Below are 16,041 nucleotides of genomic sequence, written 5' to 3' on the forward strand. Positions count from 1 at the left end.
TCCCGTCCGGTCCCCTTCCGGAGCGGGAGGAGTCCTACGAGGGCTTGATCGTGTTGACCCCCGCGATCGTCGGCGTGCGGGCGGAGACCTCGCCGTACTTGTACGCCGTGCCCGGCTTGCTGCCCGGCTTGCCGAACCCGAACCCGGCCGACTCGAGGACCGTGACCGCGTCACCGATCACGTAGAAGCCCGGGGTCCCGGTGGTGGCCAGGCCCTGGGTCTGCTCGCGCTGGGCGAACTTCGAGTACGCGCGGTCGTTGCCGAGCTGCCCCAGCGACTGCAGCGCGAGCGCGCGGTGCACGGCCTCGACGCCCATGATCTCCGCGGCGTAGCGCGCGAGGCGGGAGCCCTGGAGGGTGCCCATCCGCGCGAACACCGTGGTGCCGAGCAGGTAGGCGTTGATGAACACCTGGTCGCCGACGGCGAGGGTGCGCAGCAGGTTCTCCGGCGAGGCGAAGACCTCGTCGGGCACGTAGATGGTGTCGGTGACGGCCTTGCCGCCCACGGCCGGGGAGGTCAGGACCTCGTAGTGGTTCTTCTCCTGCTGCGCGGCGGCCTGCACGTTGCGGAGGGTGACCGGGTCGAGCTGGCCCTTGAGCTTCTCCGCGCCGACCGTGTTGACGATCGTCGCGAGGACCTCGGCCGTCGCGGCGACCGCGGCGATGTTCTCGACCTTGTTCGCATCGGCGGTGTTGACCTTCGCCTCGGCGGTGCCGGTCGCGAGCCCCATGAGGCCGAGCGAGCCGAGCGCGACCGCGGTGCCCTTGACCAGGTTGCGGCGGGTCGCCGCGGGCTGGTCGGCGTTCTGCCGGTCGATGGTCTCGTAGAGGTGGTTGGTGACGTCCGTCATGCGGACTCCTTCGTCGTGATGGGAGCTCCCGAGTGCGAGATGCGGGTCCGGGTCACGGACCTGGTCGACCGCCGCGGGCGGCGACCTCGGACGACGCGCACGACCGGATCGCGAGGGGGCGTCGACGGAGAGCTCGGTGGCAGGAGCGGGGCATGGTGCGGAGGGCGCGCCGGGGCGGGGTCCCCCCCGTCGACATCCTGACTCTTACAACGTAAGAGTCGATCCGTCGGATGCATCCATCCCGCCCGGTCGTGCGGCGTCTCATCGCGCGTCTGGCGCTGCGGCGCTCGAGATCGACCCGCCGGACGGGTGGTTATCGACGGCGGGCATGCTCCGCCGGGGTCGTCGTCGGCGGCCCCGGGAGGGCCGCCGTCGTCGGCGTGGGTCGGCGGCGCCGCGCGGTGGCGTGCTCGGGCCACGTCACAGGTCCGTCACCTGTGCCGAGGCTCACGATCTTACGTTGTAAGGTTCGTCCGGTGACCGTCCCACCCGGCCGTGCCGAGACTCCGAGAACGCTCCGTCGGACCGTCCTGGGGGAGTGGGAGGCCCACCGCGGGCTCGTCGTGCTCGCGATCCTGATCGGCCTCGGGGGCGGCCTCGGCGCGATCGCGTTCCGGGAGCTGATCGTCGGCATCACCCACCTGGCGACCGGGCACGACGACTACGCCGGGCTCGGACGGGTCGCCCACCCGCAGCTCCCCTGGCTCGGTCCGTGGTTCCTGCTGGTCGTGCCGGTGCTCGGCGGGCTGGTGTACGGGCCGCTCCTGGCGTTCTTCGCCCCCGAGGCGCGGGGCCACGGCGTCCCCGAGGTCATGCTCGCCGTCGCGCGTGACGGCGGACGGATCCGGCCGCGGGTCGCGATCGTCAAGGCCCTGGCCTCCGCCGCCTGCATCGGGACGGGCGGCTCGGTCGGGCGCGAAGGGCCGATCGTGCAGATCGGCTCGGCGCTGGGCTCGACCCTCGGGCAGCTCTCGCGACGCTCGGGCGACGAGCTGCGGCTCCTCGTCGGTTGCGGCGCCGCGGCGGGGATCTCGGCCACCTTCGACACGCCGATCGCCGGCGTGTTCTTCGCGATGGAGGTCATCCTCCGGCGCGTGGACGCGGCGTCGTTCGCGCTTCCCGTCCTCTCCTCGGTCGTCGCCGCCGCGGTCGGTCGCGCCGTCTTCGGCGACGAGCCGTTCCTCGCGCTCCCGCACGTGACGCTCTCGTCCGCCGCGGACTACCCGCTGTTCGTGGGCCTCGGGGTCGTGGCGGCGATCGTCGGCACCGGGTTCGTGCGCACGCTCTACGGAGTCGAGGACCTCGCCGACCGCCTCTGGCGCGGACCGGCCTGGGCCCGCCCGGTGGCCGGCGGGGTGCTGCTCGGCGCGATGCTGCTCGCCCTCCCGGAGCTCTACGGCGTCGGCTACCCCGTGCTCACGAGCGTCGTGGAGGGACACCACGCGCTCGGGCTCGTCCTGCTGCTCCTCGTCGCCAAGGCGGTCGCGACGAGCACGACGATCGCCATCGGCGGGTCCGGGGGTGTGTTCGCCCCGTCGCTCTTCCTCGGCGCGATGCTCGGGTCCGCGTTCGGACGGGTCGGGCACCTCGTCCTCGGGGGCGCGATGGCCGCGTCGAGCGCCTACGGCGTGATCGGGATGGGCGCGGTGTTCGCCGCCTGCTCGAGGGCCCCGATGACCGCGGTGCTGATCCTCTTCGAGCTCACGGGCGACTCCGGCGTGATCCTCCCCGCGATGCTGGCGATCGTCGTCGCCGTGGCGACCGCCCGGGCGCTGGGCCACGACGACATCTACACGCTGAAGCTCCGCCGACGGGGCATCGACATCGACGCGCCACGACCACCCGCCGAGGACGACGCGTCGACGGCGACCGACGGCGCCGGGATCCGTCGACCCACCCCCGGATACGGCGTTCCCTAGTGTCTCCCGCATGCCCGTCGCAGAGGACCGGTCGCGCCGCGACGGACCACTCAGTCGCACGGCCGTGCTCGATGCGGCGATCGCCCTGGTGGAGCGCGACGGCGCGAACGCGCTGACGATGCGCCGCCTGGGGGCCGAGCTCGGCGTCGAGGCCATGTCGCTGTACCACCACGTGCCCAACCGCGACGCGGTCCTCTCGGGCATGGCGGAGCGGCTGATGTCGCAGCTGCAGCCGCCGCCGAAGGGGGCGGGGTGGCAGGACGCGGGCGAGTGGTTCGCGAGGCAGCTGCGGATCGTCGCGACCAGCTCACCCCAGACGTTCGCCCTGACCGCGATGCGACCGCTCCTGGAGACGCGTGCCCTCGAGCCCGTCGAGGCGCTGCTGGCCGCGCTGGTCCGGGCCGGGGCGTCTCCGGCCGACGCGCTGATGGCCTACCGGGCCCTCGCGAGCTACGCGCGCGGCTACGCGCTCGCCGAGGTGGCCGGGTTCACGGTCGACGCGACGTCCGCCGACGGCGAGGGCGCGCTCGGGGCGCTCGACACGGACGCCTTCCCGATCCTCGCGGGTCGCCGGGACGAGCTCCGCGACGTCCGCGCCGACCGGGCCTTCGACGTCGGGCTGGAGGCGCTGATCGCGGGGCTCTCCGCGACGCTCGTCCGCTGACGCACGCGGGCCTCGCGCCATGCGCCTGACCGGGGTCGCGAGCCAGCCCGTGCCTTACCGCGTAATGGGCGCGATCGGGTCGTGGTCGCGTCGGGCTCGGTCGGGCGGGAGACGGCAGGACGACGCGACCGGGGTCCCCCATGGTCCCCGGCCGCGCCGTGATCGTCCGCCCTGTGTCAGTCGCAGATTCGGGAGTGATGGGGGGACGGATCTCGGAGTGCTGATGGTGGTCGTAACCGGGCCGTCCGGTGAGAGTTGCGGTGCGCGATGTGGCGTGCTCGCCATCGTTCGGCGCGCACGGCGGTATGCCGTTTCTGGCGCTACCCCCGCTGATCGGGGGGTATCTGCGGCGTGTTGGCGCATCGGCGGTCATTGGGACGCCTTGTGACAGGTGTCCAACGACGGCCACGACCCGGACCCCGGGCGGCCGCGGATCCACGACAAGGGAGCACCCCCATGCATCTCGACCACGACACGAACCAGACCACCGACACCGAGCGCACCGGGCTCCGTCGCCTGCTGCCCCGCCGCGGCTCCGGCCGGACGCGGGCGGTGCTGCTCGGCACGGGCGTCCTGGCCTTCGGGGTCGCACCGCTGACCTACGCCGCAACCGGCGGCACGCTGACCCTCGGCGAGCGCAACGGCGCGAGCTCGGAGACCGAGATCATCTCCAACGAGGGCGCGGGGACCGGCGCCAAGGGCGGGTACTCGACCCGCCAGTCGAACCTCTCGTCCACCGGTGGCGGAGCGATCTACGGCTGCCGCTCGACGGCGCGGACGACCGCGAAGGACGAGAAGAACCCGTGCCTCCGGGCGAACAACCTGTCCAACGGTCTGGCGTTCGAGTTCCGCTCGACCCGCGGCAGCGTCGCCGGAGACATCAGCGTCGGCAACGGCGGCGACGGGGCCAAGCCGTTCACGACCAACGCCACCGGCGTGGCGACCGGCCTGAACGCCGACCGCGTCGACGGGTTGAACGCCGAGGACATCGCCAAGGCCGCGACCGCGATCGCCGACAAGGCCGCCACCGACAAGGCCGCGGCGGCGAAGTCGCGCTGGGCCCTGGTCAACGAGAAGGGCGAGATCGAGGAGCAGTCCGGGGGCTTCAAGGTCATCGACTGCTACACGACCAACGACAACTGCTATCTGGACGCCGGTGCCACGGTCGCCGGCCACGGCGTGAGCGCGACCATCGCGCTGCAGAACCAGGTCGACGTCGACGGCACCGCCGGCGCCGATGCGAACTTCTCGGGCGAGGTCTCCGCCGCGCGCTGCCAGGTCGCCAACGTCGTCGCCTGTGCCCCCGACGGCGCGAAGACCGAGAACGCGTTCGTCGTCAGCCCGCGCAACAGCGACGGCACGCCCACGAAGGCCGGCGCCCGCAAGCGCTTCTACGTCGAGATCACCGGCTGATCGAGCCGTGACGGACCGGCGTACCCGCCGGCGCCGATCCGGCACCGGCGCCTCGGGCACCACCGTCCGCATGGTCCTCGGTGGGCTCGCCCTGGCGATCGTCGCACCCCTCGCCGCGACGATCGTCCGCCGCTGGTCGCCGCGAACGCGCGAGCGAGCGGCCGCACCGGGGAGGGCGGCGTGTCGCACGGCACCTCCGGCGACCACCACGCGGCACAGGGGGGAGACCGCCCGGACGGTCTCGCGGAGGCCGAGCGACCCGTCGTGCCAGGCCCACGCACCGCTGGACGGCGCGGCCTGGGTCGACCCGCGCCGAGGTGTCGGCCGGGTCGAACGGCCTCGGCGCGGGCCGAGCCGGTCGCGTCGCGGACGAGATGAACGCCGCGGAGGCGCGGGCCGTCCGCCCGCAGGCCTCCGAGCGGCCTCGAACCGCCGACCCGTCCGCGACGGCGGTCTCCGAGGGTCACGAGCCGTCGCGCCCGGTTCCGCGAGAACACGGTCGACGCTCGTGCCGGGTCAGCGGATGGCGCGGGCGGTGAACGTGCTCGTGAAGGTGACGGTCCTCCGGCCCTTCTGGCGGATCGTGACGCGGATCCGGTGGCGGCCGCTGCGGGCGTCCTCCTTCGGGATCACCTCGACGCGCGGGCGGCCGGTGCGGCCGAACGTCCGGCTGCCGGAGGCGATCGTCCTGCCCCCACGGGTGATCCGCACGCTGACCGTGCGCCGGCCGCTGCCGGCGGGGGTCTCGCCGGTGATCTCGACGACGCACCGCGCGCGGCTCCGCTTGTACTGCCGCTCGCAGCGGTAGAACACCCCGAGCCCGCGCGACCCCTTGGGGCCACGGAGGCCGACGGGCCCGGTCGGCCCGGGCAGGCCCGGGGTGCCCTGGGGGCCGACGTCGCCCTTGCCGCCGGTCGCACCCGTCGGGCCGGTCGCACCCGGGGTGCCGTCGGCGCCCGGGGCTCCCATGGCGCCCGTGGGGCCGGTCCCGCCGGCGGGACCGGTCGTTCCGATCGGACCCTGCGGACCCTGAGCGCCCTGCGGACCGGGCCCGCCGGCCGGGCCGGTCGCCCCGGGTGCGCCGTCGTTCCCGGCCGGGCCGGGCGCGCCCGGGGGGCCGGCGGGGAGCTCCGCGGCGGTGCCCGTCAGCGGGACCGCGGCGTTCGAGAACGCGTCGTCCGAGACGACCGCGAGCTGGGCGGCGCGCGCAGCGGTGGCGACCGGTGCCCCGGGCGCGAAGCGCACGACGACCTCGCAGGTGCCGCCCGCCGGCAGGGACTGGCCGGTGCAGGTGTCGCCGCCGATCAGGAAGTCGTCGCGGTCGGCGCCGGTCGTCCGCACGGCGCGCACGGCCGAGGGCACGACGCCGCTGTTGGTGACCGTCACCGGCTGCCCGGCGCTGACGGTGCCGACGGGCTGGGCCCCGAACGCCGCGGGGGCCGCGAACGTCAGCGGGCGCGGCGTGGCGTTCCGCAGCACCCCGACCGCGTTGTTGTCCGTGTTGGTCATGGCGACGTCCGGTCGTCCGTCCCCGTCCAGATCACCGATCGCCAGGGCGAGGGGGAGCGCGCCGCCCGTGTCCGTCGACTGGGCCGTGTACCCGTTGCCGGTGGCGTTCTTCGTCTGGACCGTCACCGCGTTCGCGTTCGCGTCGGACGTCGCGATGTCGGGGCGGCCGTCGCCGTTGAGGTCCCCGATCGCGACGCTGCGCGGGTAGGCGGCGGTGCGCGCGGCGACGGCGGACGAGAAGCCGCCGCCGGCACGGTTCGTCAGCACCGTCACCGTGTCGGAGTAGCTGTCGGAGGTGGCGACGTCCGGTCGTCCGTCGCCGTTGAGGTCGCCGATGGCGACGGAGCTCGGGATGGAGCCGGTGGTGCCGAGGGTGGCGGGCGCGTAGCCGGCACCGGTCGCGTTCTTGATCAGGCCCGTGACCGTGTCGGAGCCCCCGTCGGCGGTGACGATGTCGGGTCGTCCGTCGCCGTTGAGGTCGCCGATCGCCAGTGCCTGCGGGGCGCCGCCCGTGGCCCCGGCGGTGGAGGACGTGAATCTGTCGCCGACGGCGTCCTTCGTCAGCACCGTCACCGAGCCGGTGCCCGTGGTCGCATTCGCGGTCGCGAGGTCGGGGCGGCCGTCGCCGTTGAGGTCGCCGATCGCCACGGCGGTCGGGACCGGGCCGGTCGGCCCTGCGACGGCGGCCGTGTACCCGACGGCGTCCTTGAAGAGGACCGTCACCGTCTCGTCGTCCTGGTTCGCCGTGGCGATGTCGGGCCGGCCGTCGCCGTTGAGGTCGCCGACGGCCACGGACACCGGCTCGTCGCCGGCGGGGAAGGCGGCGCGGGTGAAGGTGCCGTCGCCGGCGTCCTGCGTCAGCACCGTCACGGTGTCCTTGTTGGCGTCGGCCGTGGCGATGTCGAGCCGCCCGTCGCCACTGAGGTCCGCGAGCGCGATCGAGACGGGACGACCACCCGTCGAGCCCGCGACCTGCGCGGGAGCGAAGGTCGGGGGTGCGGCCGCGGCGACGGCCGGGAGCACGGCCAGCGCGGCGACGGTGAGCAGAGCGGTGCGGGCGGACCGGGAGGCGGGCATCAGCGGGATCCTTCGGCGACGAAGAGGCGGGTCAAGGTGGTCGCGCGGCGCCCGGGGATCCCGGTCGTGACGCGGAGGCGGTAGCGGGCGCCGGGGCGGAGCCGGGCGCCCGCGGTCGACGTGAGCGCGATGCGGTGCGGTCGCCCGGAGCGGACGGTGCGGACGCCGGTCGCCACGGTGCGGCCGTTCCGGGTGATCCGGACCGCGACCCTGCGGGCGGCCAGGCCGGCCGAGTCGCTGTAGGTCAGGTAGCACGCCCGGACGAAGCCCCCGCCGCGTCGCGCCTTGCGGCAGCGGTAGACGGCGATCGGTCCGTCCTTGCCGCGCGGACCGGTCAGCCCGATCGGTCCCGCCGGGCCGGGGACGCCCTGCGGTCCCTGGTCGCCGGTCGGGCCGGTCGCTCCGCCGGGTCCGGCCGCCCCGGTGGTCCCGGGCGTACCGGTGGTGCCGCCCGGGCCCGATGCGCCCGGTCCCCCGGGAGGACCGGTCAGGCCATCCGGTCCGACGGTCCCGAGGACGCCGGTGGGTCCCTGGCCGCCGACGGGTCCGGCGCCGCCGGTCGGCCCTCCGCCGCCGTCGGGACCCGGCGGTCCCGCGGTCCCCGGGGCGCCCTGCGGTGCACCGCCGGCGGTCCCGCTCAGCGCCACGGTCGTGCCGAAGAGCCCCCCGCCGGTCAGGACGCGCAGCGTGCCCGTCCGGGTCGGCCGCGAGGTGTCGAGGGCGGGCAGGAAGCGCACCCCGACGGTGCAGGTCCCGCCGGCGGGGACGGTCTCGTTGGTGCAGTCGTCGCCGGAGAGCGCGAAGTCCGCGCCGTCGACCCCGCTGATCTGCAGTCGTTCGACACGTGCGGGCGTCTCGGCGGTGTTCCGGATCGTCACGCGCTGCGCGCCGCTGACCGTGCCGCCGGCCTGCACCCCGAACGCGGCCGGGGTCGTGACCGTGACCGTCGGTGCGCTCGTGTTGGTCAACACGCTGACCGTGTCGGAGCCCCCGTCGGCGGTGGCGAGGTCGGGGCGTCCGTCGCCGTCGAGATCCGCGATCACCACCGAGTCCGGGCTGCTGCCGGTGGAGCCGGCGGTGGTGGTCGTGTACCCGGGGCCGGTGGCGTCCTTGGTCAGCACCGACACCGTGTCGGCGTCGAGGTTGGCGGTGGCGAGGTCGGGGCGTCCGTCGCCGTTGAGGTCCCCGATCGCCACCGAGTAGGGGAAGCTGCCTGCGCCGGTGGAGCCGGCGTTGGTGGTCGTGTACCCGGGGCCGGTCGCGTCCTTGGTCAGCACCGACACCGTGTCGGTGCCCGAGTCGGCGGTGGCGAGGTCGGGGCGTCCGTCGCCGTTGAGGTCCCCGATCGCCACCGAGTACGGGCTGCTGCCGGTGGAGCCGGCGGTGGTGGTCGTGTACCCGGGGCCGGTGGCGTCCTTGGTCAGCACCGACACCGTGTCGGAGAAGCGGTCGGCGGTGGCGAGGTCTGGGCGTCCGTCACCGTTCAGATCCGCGATCGCCACCGTGAACGGGCGACTGCCGGGGATGCCGGTGGTGGTGGTCGTGTACCCGGGGCCGGTGGCGTCCTTGGTCAGCACCGACACCGTGCTGTCGGACTGGTTGGCGGTGGCGAGGTCGGGGCGTCCGTCGCCGTTGAGGTCCTCGATCGCCACCGAGACGGGAAACCTGCCGGTGCTCCCTGCGATGGTGGTCGTGTACCCGGGGCCGGCCGCGTCCTTGATGGACACCGACACCGTGTCGGAGAAGTAGTTGGTGCTGGCGAGGTCGGCGCGTCCGTCGCTGTTGAGGTCCCCGATCGCCACCGACTGCGAGACGGCGCCGGTGGTCCCGGTCGCGGTGGTCGTGTACCCGGGCCCGACCGCGTCCTTGGTGAACAGCGACACCGGGCCGGGGCTCGAGGTGAAGTTGGCGGTGGCGAGGTCGGGGCGTCCGTCGCCGTTGAGATCCCCGACCGCCACCGACTGCGGGCTGCTGCCGGTGGTGCCGGCGGTCCGGGTGGGGGCGAACGTCGGCGCGCCGGCGGCCGTCCCGGTCGCTGGGACGAGGGCCAGCCCGAGCGCGGCTGTCGCACACGTCGCGCCCACCCGCCGCAGGGCCTTGCCGGGTGGCGCGGTCCCGAGGCCCGTCGCTGTCCGTCGGGCGGAGCCACGCTGCATCGCTCCGACCCTAGGGTCCCGGACCCCTCAGCCGGGCCCGCGACGGGGTGATCTACCGGGGTGATCTTCGGCGCCGCGTCCGCGTCGCGGTCTCGGCCACGCCCGGGTGGGGCGCGTCACGATCCGGATCACGGAGGACGACGAGCGCCGGCGAGATCCCGGCGATCGTTCCCGGTCGGTGGCGCCGATCGTGTCGTCGGGGCGTCAGTGGGTAGGTCACGGCCATGGCGAACTACACCGGGACCGTCGAGAGCCCGAAGCCCCCTGCGGAGGTCTTCCCGTACATGGCGGACTTCTCCAACACGAAGCACTGGGATCCGAACATCACCGAGACCTCGGTGACCAGCACCGGGGAGCCGGTCCGGGTCGGGGCGACGTTCCACGTCGTCCAAGGCAGCGGCCTGTCGAAGGTGGAGCTCGACTACGAGACGATCGAGCTGACCGACGGCCGGAAGGTCGTCCTGCGGGCGGAGACCAGCAGCCTCGTCTCCATCGACACGATCACCGTGGAGGCCGACGGGACGGGATCCATCGTCACCTACGACGTCGACATCACGCTCAAGGGCGCGCGGAAGCTCGCGGAGCCGGTGATGGCCCTCATGCTCAAGCGCATCGGGAACGAAGCACGCGACGGCCTGCGCGAGCGGCTGCAGTAGTCCGCCGGTCCGGGGCGGGCGGACGACCGACCCGTGCCCGCCGGTCCGGCGCGCCGATGAGGACGGGTCCGATCCGTTCGCCGTATGGGACCGGCGTCCGTGGGTAGGGACCCGCGCACCGCACCCGGACGGGTGCCGACAGAGGAGCAAGCGCATGACCGATCCGAAGCGCGACGAGGAGCCCACCACCGGGGTCGTCGATCCCGACACCGGCGAAGCCCACCCCAACTCGGGGCCGCAGGGCGGACCGCAGGACAGCGACGAGGGCACCCAGGCCCGCGACGTCGCCAAGAACGGCACCGCCGGCACCGAGGCCGACGACACCACCCCGACCGACTGAGGAGCAGCACATGACGAACACGATCAAGCAGATCGACGCGATCTGGCTGCCGGTCTCCGACATGGACCGCGCCGTGGAGTTCTACCGCGACACCCTCGGGCTCGACGTCCTCGAGCACGACGGCGACTGGTCCGAGGTCACGGCCGGGGACCAGCGGATCGGCCTCAACGCCTCCGAGTCGCCGTCCGGTGACGGCGGGGCGGTCATCGCCTTCGGGGTGAACGGCGCGATCGCCGACGCGGTCGACGAGCTCAAAGAGAAGGGCGTCGAGTTCCCCGGCGGCCTCACCGAGCACCCGTGGGGCAAGATCGCACCGTTCAAGGACCCGGACGGCAACGACCTGCAGCTCTACGCGCCGCCGGCGTAGCCGCGTCGCGCGGTCCTCACGGGACCGGCAGATCGCCGCCGAGCTTGCGGTCGAGGTTCGCGGCGTGCGCGTTCGTGTCGCGCGCGATCGCCTCGGTGGAGCGCAGGAGCGAGATCCCGCGGGTCGTCAGGCGCTGCGCGGCGGGGCGGTCCGCCGTCGCCGCACGAGCCGCCGGAGTCACCGCTCCTGCCAGCGGCAGCGTCGCGCGTTCGAGGCGACCGACGGCGGTGGCGAGCCTCCCGTCGACCGTGGTCCGGGTGTCCTGGAGCTGGAGGACCAGGATCACCAGGACGATGATCAGGGGCGCGTAGGCCAGGACGCCGACCGCGAGGACCCATCGCGGCAGGGACGGACGGACGAGCTGCGGGGCGGGCTTCACCGATGTGCCCTACCCGGATGCCGGCTCCCGGACCGCCGGTTGGCCCCGAGGACGCCGGGTAGCGACGGCTCCCCTCACCCGGACGGCCTGATGACGAACCCCGCGACGACCTCCCTCTGGCACGCCACCGCCCACCGCTCGCCGCCCCGGCGAGCGGTCCCGGACGCCACGACGCGCTTCGACGCGATCGTGATCGGAGCCGGCGTGGTCGGCCTGACGACCGCGCTGCAGCTGGGTCGCGAAGGGCGACGCGTGCTCGTGCTCGAGGCCCGCAGGGTCGGTTCCGGCGTCACCGGGTCGACCACGGGGAAGGTCACGGCCGCCCACGGCCTGCGGTACGCGCTCCTGCGGCGCGACCTCGGGGCCGAGCGGACGCGGCTCTACGCCCAGGCGAACCAGCACGCCGTGGGGTGGATCCGGGACCTGATCGCGACCGAGGAGCTCGCGTGCGACTGGCGGGACCGCCCGGCGTTCACCTACACGAGCGACCCGTCGCAGCAGGGGACGCTCGAGGACGAGGCGCGGGCGACGATCGAGGCCGGGCTGCCCGCCCACGAGGTCCGGGCGGTCCCCGCGCCCACGCTGCTGGTCGCCGGGGTCCGCGTCGACGGCGGCGGCGAGCTGCACGGCCCGAACTACTGCCTGGGGCTCGCGGACCTCGCCGAGCGGGCCGGCGCGACGATCGTCGAGGGCGTCCGCGTGACCGGGGTGCACGAGGGCACCCCGTGTCGCGTGCGCACGGAGGCGGCCGGGACGTTCGAGGGCCAGCACGTCGTCGTCGCCACGCACGTGCCGATCCTCGACCGGGGGCTCTACTTCGCCCGGCTGGAGCCGCAGCGGTCCTACGCGGTCGCCGCGCGCACGGGCCGGGCGCTGCCGCTCGGCAGCTTCTACGACGTCGCCGACCCGTCGCGCTCGGTGCGGACCGCGGCCGGCCCGGACGGCGAGGAGCTCGTGATCGTCGGTGGCGAGGGGCACGGCGTCGGCAAGGTCTCCGACACCGCCGAGCGCTACGCACGACTGGAGGCGTGGTCGGCGGAGCATCTCGGGACCAGCGAGGTCACGCACCGCTGGTCGTCGCAGGATCCGCAGACCCCGGACCGCGCGCCGTACGTCGGGCCGTTGCGCCCGGGGAGCACCCGTCTCTGGACGGCGACCGGCTTCGGGAAGTGGGGCCTCTCGGCCGGAACCGCCGCGGCGCATGCGATCGCCGGGTCGGTCGCGGGCCGGGCCGACGAGTACGCGGCGCTGTGGAACCCGTCGCGGCTCGGGCAGCTGAAGCCGCGGGCCGTGGCGCGCCTCGCGGTCTGGAACACGGAGACGCCGCTCTTCCTCGTCGGCGACCGGCTGCGGCCCGCCCGCCGCGGGGGCGTCGACGCGCTCGCGCCCGGCGAGGGCCGCGTCGTCCGCCACGGTGGCCGACGGACCGCGGCGTTCCGCGACGAGGACGGCGTCGTCCACGCCCACTCCCCGCTGTGCACCCACCTGGGCTGCGAGGTCCACTTCAACGGCGCGGAGCAGAGCTGGGACTGCCCGTGCCACGCGTCGCGGTTCGACGCCCGCGACGGCAGCGTGCTCGAAGGACCGGCCGTCCGACCGCTCGCTCCGCGCGACGCCGACTGACCGTCCGCGCCGCTCAGAGGCGGCGCAGCAGCGTGATCGATCGTGCCGCGACGGTCAGCGCGTGGCCCGGGGTGAAGCGTCCGTCCCCGCTCGCGATCGACGGCGCTTGACGTCCGGGTCCTCGGTGCCGAACAGCTCCTGGGTCAGCGACATCGTCTTCGGCTCGTCCTCCGGCGGCACCCCGAAGAGCCCCATGATCACGCGGAGCGGGAAGCCCTTGGCCCACCCCTCCGCGAGGTCGAACGGACCGGCGGCGGCCTTCTCGCGAAGCTCGCCCACCGCTTCGCGGGCGAACTCTGCAGCGACCCGCCGTTCATGCTCTCGGTGAACTCGTCGCCGGCCTGATCGGTCAGGGTCGGGTTGTGCGTCTCGGAGTTCGTTCCGCCGCCGGCCGGGAACACGGCGCACGTCGCTCGACGTCCATGATGTCGGCGTGCTTCGAGACCAGCCACAGCGGGTCGTACCCCTCGACCTCGACCTGCGCCAGCGGCGCGTTCTCGCGCAGCCAGCGGTAGGCCTCGAACAACTGCGCCTCGTCCCGATGACCCGTCGCCAGCACGACCCGCCGTGCGATGTCGTCCGGAACCGCGACGGGTGCCGCGGTGATCTCTGTGCTCATCTGCGCTCCTGAATCCGTTCGCCCGCTCTTCGGGTCGAACCTGAGGCCTGGAGAGCTCGAGGTCGATGTGACGCCGCAGAAGGAGCTATCGACTTTCCAAACATCAGCGCGCCGGACGTTCGTTGGCGCCCGAGATGCGAGACAGCCCGTCGACTGGTTCGAGCTGCCACCGGAGCTCGTCCCGATATGCCGGATACCGCTTGCCGCAGCGTGCCCTGACGAGCATGGTCGACCTCCGGAGATGCGGCGTAGAGGAGCGGGGATGTCGACGGTCGAGGCAGTGGTCGGGTACGAGGCGGTGACGCCGGAATGGCTCACCGAGGTGCTGACGACGAGCGGCACGCTCCGCAGCGGTGCGCGGGTGACGAACGTCGTCCGATCGCCGTGCGGGACCGGGCAGCTCGCGGACTCGTACCGCTTCGCCCTGAGCTACGACCAGCCGGACGCCGGGCCGGCGTCGGTAGTCGGGAAGTTCGCGTCCGAGGACGAGGCGAGCCGTGCGTTCGGGCAGCAGTCGGGGCAGTACCGCAACGAGATCCGCTTCTACCAGCAGCTCGCGGACGAGCTGGCGATCGCGGTCCCGGTGCCCGTCCACGCGGCGCTGGCGGAGAACGAGACCGATTTCGTGCTGCTGATGCAGGACCTCACCCCGGCGCGGGTCGTGGATCAGCTCGAGGGCTGCACGCCCGACGAGGCGGCGCTGGTGATGGATCAGCAGGCCGCGCTGCACGCGTCGTCGTGGGACGACCCGCGGCTCGCTCAACTGGAGTGGCTGCAGGGCACCGTCGCGGGCTGGGGCCAGATCACCGACGGGTTCGACGCGACGATCGCGGCGTTCCCGGAGGCGTTCGGGAGCCTCATCCCGGAGGCCGACCTCGCCGAGGCGGCGAAGCTCGTCCCGCTGCGCGACGCGTGGAAGCGCGAGCTGTCGACGCCGCGGTGCCTGTGGCACAACGACCTGCGCGCGGACAACGTGCTCTTCGACGCGCAGGCGGGGGAGATCCCGATCGCCGTCCTGGACTGGCAGGGCGTGACGTACGGCAACGGCACGATCGACCTCGCGTACTTCCTCGCCACCAGCCTGACGACCGAGGACCGCCGCGCCCACGAGCGCGATCTCGTCGCGCGCTACCACGAGGGACTGCTGTCCCACGGCGTGTCCGACTACACGCTCGAGCAGTGCTGGGACGACTACCGCGTGCTCGCGATCCATCCGCTGCAGACCGGCGTCTTCGGCCTCGGTGCGGTCAAGCGCAGCGAGCGCGGCGACCGCATGTGGTGCAACTGGATCGACCGGTCCGCGGCGATGACCCGCGACCTCGACAGCTTCGCCCTCCTCGCAACCCGCTGAACGACCGCCCACTCCGACAGAACGAGCGACCCGCCGTGATCTTCACCTCTCCGACCATCAGCGCCGACGAGCTGGCCGCGAGCACCGGCTGGGACGTCCAGCCGCACGGCGCCTGCAAGGGCGACGCGTGCGTCCCGCTGCCCGGCATGGACCCCGATGCGCTCGAGCTGCAGGAGCTCGCCCGTCGCCTGCGGATGACCGTCGCCGCCGACGAGACCGAGGGCCTGTGGGCGCTCGGCCCGGAGTGCGACGGGCAGACGATCTCCGACCCGCAGATCCCCGACATCGAGCTGCCCGACCGTCACGGGAATCCGTTCCGCCTCTCGTCGTTGCGCGGCAAGAAGGTCGTGCTCGTGACGTGGGCGTCGTGGTGCGGCTGCCGGTTCGATCTGCCCGTGTGGCAGGAGCTCCGCACCGAGCTGGCGGAGAAGGGCGTCGAGATCGTCACGGTCGCGCTCGACGTCGGAGGCGCCGAGGCCGCCGGCCCGTTCATCGACGCGGCCAAGCCCGATCATCCGGCGCTGATCGACGTCGAGCACTCGCTCGACGCGCAGCTGGGCATCGTCAACGTGCCGATGTCGGTGTGGATCGACGAGGAAGGCCGCATCGTCCGCCCGCCGGAGCAGGCGTGGCCCGGCCGCGCGGTGTTCAACGAGATGCCCCGTGAGCAGTGGGACGAGCTGCTGCCCGAGGAGGCGCGGCCGTACTTCCACGAGTCGCTCGACGAGGCGCACAAGATCAAGGCCAACCCGGAGCAGTACGTCGCCGCGCTGCGCGACTGGGCCGAGCAGGGCGCAGACAGCCGGTTCGCCCTGGACGAGGACGAGGTCGCGGGTCGGTCGATGCCGCGCACCGAGGACCGTTCTCGAGCCGCCGCGCACTGGGAGATCGGCCAGCGCCTGCACCGCGACGGGAAGTCCGAGGCCGCGGTGCCGCACTTCCGTCGCGCGCACGAGCTGCAGCCGGAGAACTGGACCTACAAGCGCGAGGCGTGGGGGACCGTCAACCCGCTGCAGGGTCCGTCGGAGCAGTACGACTCCGACTTCGTGAGCGAGATCCGGAAGGTCGGCGCCGAGAACTACTACGCCCAGTCCCCGGACCTCAGCGCCGGCTGACCC

The 16,041-nt window shown here is 73.7% G+C and carries 15 protein-coding genes; 9 read left to right on the plus strand and 6 right to left on the minus strand.

Annotation, left to right across the window (positions count from 1 at the left end; all coding sequences use genetic code 11):
* Positions 1-34 precede the first annotated feature (34 nt).
* A complete protein-coding gene (locus PATMI_RS0112010; RefSeq protein WP_026911068.1) occupies positions 35-850 on the minus strand; it encodes a ferritin-like domain-containing protein in 816 nt (271 codons plus the stop codon).
* A 476-nt stretch (positions 851-1,326) separates the two neighbouring features.
* Between PATMI_RS0112010 and PATMI_RS29540 the strand changes: the two genes are divergently transcribed.
* From PATMI_RS29540 to PATMI_RS0112025, 3 genes are all read left to right on the plus strand, one after another.
* Positions 1,327-2,769 carry a chloride channel protein gene (locus PATMI_RS29540; RefSeq protein WP_051471459.1) on the plus strand — a complete coding sequence of 481 codons (1,443 nt, stop codon included), beginning with the start codon at positions 1,327-1,329 and terminating at the stop codon, positions 2,767-2,769.
* 10 nt (positions 2,770-2,779) lie between these two features.
* Positions 2,780-3,433: a TetR/AcrR family transcriptional regulator C-terminal domain-containing protein gene (locus PATMI_RS0112020; protein ID WP_026911069.1), complete on the plus strand. Its 654-nt coding sequence runs from the start codon at positions 2,780-2,782 to the stop codon at positions 3,431-3,433.
* 456 nt (positions 3,434-3,889) lie between these two features.
* Positions 3,890-4,846, plus strand: coding sequence for a hypothetical protein (locus tag PATMI_RS0112025; protein ID WP_026911070.1), 957 nt, complete (start codon positions 3,890-3,892; stop codon positions 4,844-4,846).
* Between the two features lie 516 nt (positions 4,847-5,362).
* Here the strand turns inward: PATMI_RS0112025 and PATMI_RS38515 are convergent.
* Positions 5,363-7,432, minus strand: coding sequence for an FG-GAP-like repeat-containing protein (locus PATMI_RS38515; RefSeq protein WP_051471461.1), 2,070 nt, complete (start codon positions 7,430-7,432; stop codon positions 5,363-5,365).
* The gene (locus PATMI_RS34475) at positions 7,432-9,588 is read right to left on the minus strand and encodes an FG-GAP-like repeat-containing protein (RefSeq protein ID WP_051471463.1); all 2,157 of its coding nucleotides are present in this window, start codon (positions 9,586-9,588) and stop codon (positions 7,432-7,434) included. The genes PATMI_RS38515 and PATMI_RS34475 overlap by 1 nt, the downstream gene beginning before the upstream one ends.
* 224 nt (positions 9,589-9,812) lie before the next feature.
* On the opposite strand from PATMI_RS34475, the gene PATMI_RS0112040 reads away from it, so the two are divergent.
* The 3 genes from PATMI_RS0112040 (at position 9,813) to PATMI_RS0112050 (ending at position 10,951) form a co-directional block, all read left to right on the plus strand.
* On the plus strand, positions 9,813-10,244 hold the full coding sequence (locus PATMI_RS0112040; protein ID WP_026911071.1) for an SRPBCC family protein: 432 nt from the start codon (positions 9,813-9,815) through the stop codon (positions 10,242-10,244).
* A 154-nt stretch (positions 10,245-10,398) separates the two neighbouring features.
* Positions 10,399-10,584 (plus strand): hypothetical protein, encoded by a 186-nt coding sequence (locus tag PATMI_RS0112045; RefSeq protein ID WP_026911072.1) that lies wholly within the window; start codon positions 10,399-10,401, stop codon positions 10,582-10,584.
* Between the two features lie 10 nt (positions 10,585-10,594).
* A complete protein-coding gene (locus PATMI_RS0112050) occupies positions 10,595-10,951 on the plus strand; it encodes a VOC family protein (protein ID WP_036725744.1) in 357 nt (118 codons plus the stop codon).
* 16 nt (positions 10,952-10,967) lie between these two features.
* On the opposite strand, the gene PATMI_RS0112055 is transcribed toward PATMI_RS0112050, so the two are convergent.
* Complete coding sequence (locus PATMI_RS0112055; RefSeq protein ID WP_026911074.1) at positions 10,968-11,330, minus strand: hypothetical protein; 363 nt, start codon at positions 11,328-11,330, stop codon at positions 10,968-10,970.
* 90 nt (positions 11,331-11,420) lie between these two features.
* Here PATMI_RS0112055 and PATMI_RS0112060 point away from each other — a divergent pair, with 90 nt between their 5' ends.
* Positions 11,421-12,953 carry an FAD-dependent oxidoreductase gene (locus PATMI_RS0112060; RefSeq protein WP_026911075.1) on the plus strand — a complete coding sequence of 511 codons (1,533 nt, stop codon included), beginning with the start codon at positions 11,421-11,423 and terminating at the stop codon, positions 12,951-12,953.
* A gap of 54 nt (positions 12,954-13,007) precedes the next feature.
* On the opposite strand, the gene PATMI_RS34480 is transcribed toward PATMI_RS0112060, so the two are convergent.
* A complete protein-coding gene (locus PATMI_RS34480) occupies positions 13,008-13,232 on the minus strand; it encodes a hypothetical protein (RefSeq protein WP_026911076.1) in 225 nt (74 codons plus the stop codon).
* Between the two features lie 70 nt (positions 13,233-13,302).
* Positions 13,303-13,572, minus strand: a complete 270-nt coding sequence (locus PATMI_RS34485) for a hypothetical protein (RefSeq protein ID WP_026911077.1) — start codon at positions 13,570-13,572, stop codon at positions 13,303-13,305.
* A gap of 262 nt (positions 13,573-13,834) precedes the next feature.
* Between PATMI_RS34485 and PATMI_RS0112075 the strand changes: the two genes are divergently transcribed.
* Complete coding sequence (locus tag PATMI_RS0112075; protein WP_169738361.1) at positions 13,835-14,923, plus strand: phosphotransferase; 1,089 nt, start codon at positions 13,835-13,837, stop codon at positions 14,921-14,923.
* Positions 14,924-14,958: 35 nt separating this feature from the next.
* Positions 14,959-16,038 carry a ResA-like WAxxUGC motif-containing protein gene (locus PATMI_RS0112080; protein ID WP_036725746.1) on the plus strand — a complete coding sequence of 360 codons (1,080 nt, stop codon included), beginning with the start codon at positions 14,959-14,961 and terminating at the stop codon, positions 16,036-16,038.
* The last annotated feature ends 3 nt before the right edge of the window (positions 16,039-16,041 follow it).

Source organism: Patulibacter minatonensis DSM 18081 (assembly GCF_000519325.1).
GTDB classification, from domain to species: domain Bacteria; phylum Actinomycetota; class Thermoleophilia; order Solirubrobacterales; family Solirubrobacteraceae; genus Patulibacter; species Patulibacter minatonensis.

Excerpts from the sequence above, each read along its gene's own strand:
- PATMI_RS0112010 (WP_026911068.1), bottom strand. The coding sequence starts at position 850 with ATGACGGACGTCACCAACCACCTCTACGAGACCATCGACCGGCAGAAC.
- PATMI_RS0112020 (WP_026911069.1), top strand. The coding sequence starts at position 2,780 with ATGCCCGTCGCAGAGGACCGGTCGCGCCGCGACGGACCACTCAGTCGC.
- PATMI_RS0112025 (WP_026911070.1), top strand. The coding sequence starts at position 3,890 with ATGCATCTCGACCACGACACGAACCAGACCACCGACACCGAGCGCACC.
- PATMI_RS38515 (WP_051471461.1), bottom strand. The coding sequence starts at position 7,432 with ATGCCCGCCTCCCGGTCCGCCCGCACCGCTCTGCTCACCGTCGCCGCG.
- PATMI_RS34475 (WP_051471463.1), bottom strand. The coding sequence starts at position 9,588 with ATGCAGCGTGGCTCCGCCCGACGGACAGCGACGGGCCTCGGGACCGCG.
- PATMI_RS0112040 (WP_026911071.1), top strand. The coding sequence starts at position 9,813 with ATGGCGAACTACACCGGGACCGTCGAGAGCCCGAAGCCCCCTGCGGAG.
- PATMI_RS0112045 (WP_026911072.1), top strand. The coding sequence starts at position 10,399 with ATGACCGATCCGAAGCGCGACGAGGAGCCCACCACCGGGGTCGTCGAT.
- PATMI_RS0112050 (WP_036725744.1), top strand. The coding sequence starts at position 10,595 with ATGACGAACACGATCAAGCAGATCGACGCGATCTGGCTGCCGGTCTCC.
- PATMI_RS0112060 (WP_026911075.1), top strand. The coding sequence starts at position 11,421 with ATGACGAACCCCGCGACGACCTCCCTCTGGCACGCCACCGCCCACCGC.
- PATMI_RS34485 (WP_026911077.1), bottom strand. The coding sequence starts at position 13,572 with ATGAGCACAGAGATCACCGCGGCACCCGTCGCGGTTCCGGACGACATC.
- PATMI_RS0112075 (WP_169738361.1), top strand. The coding sequence starts at position 13,835 with ATGTCGACGGTCGAGGCAGTGGTCGGGTACGAGGCGGTGACGCCGGAA.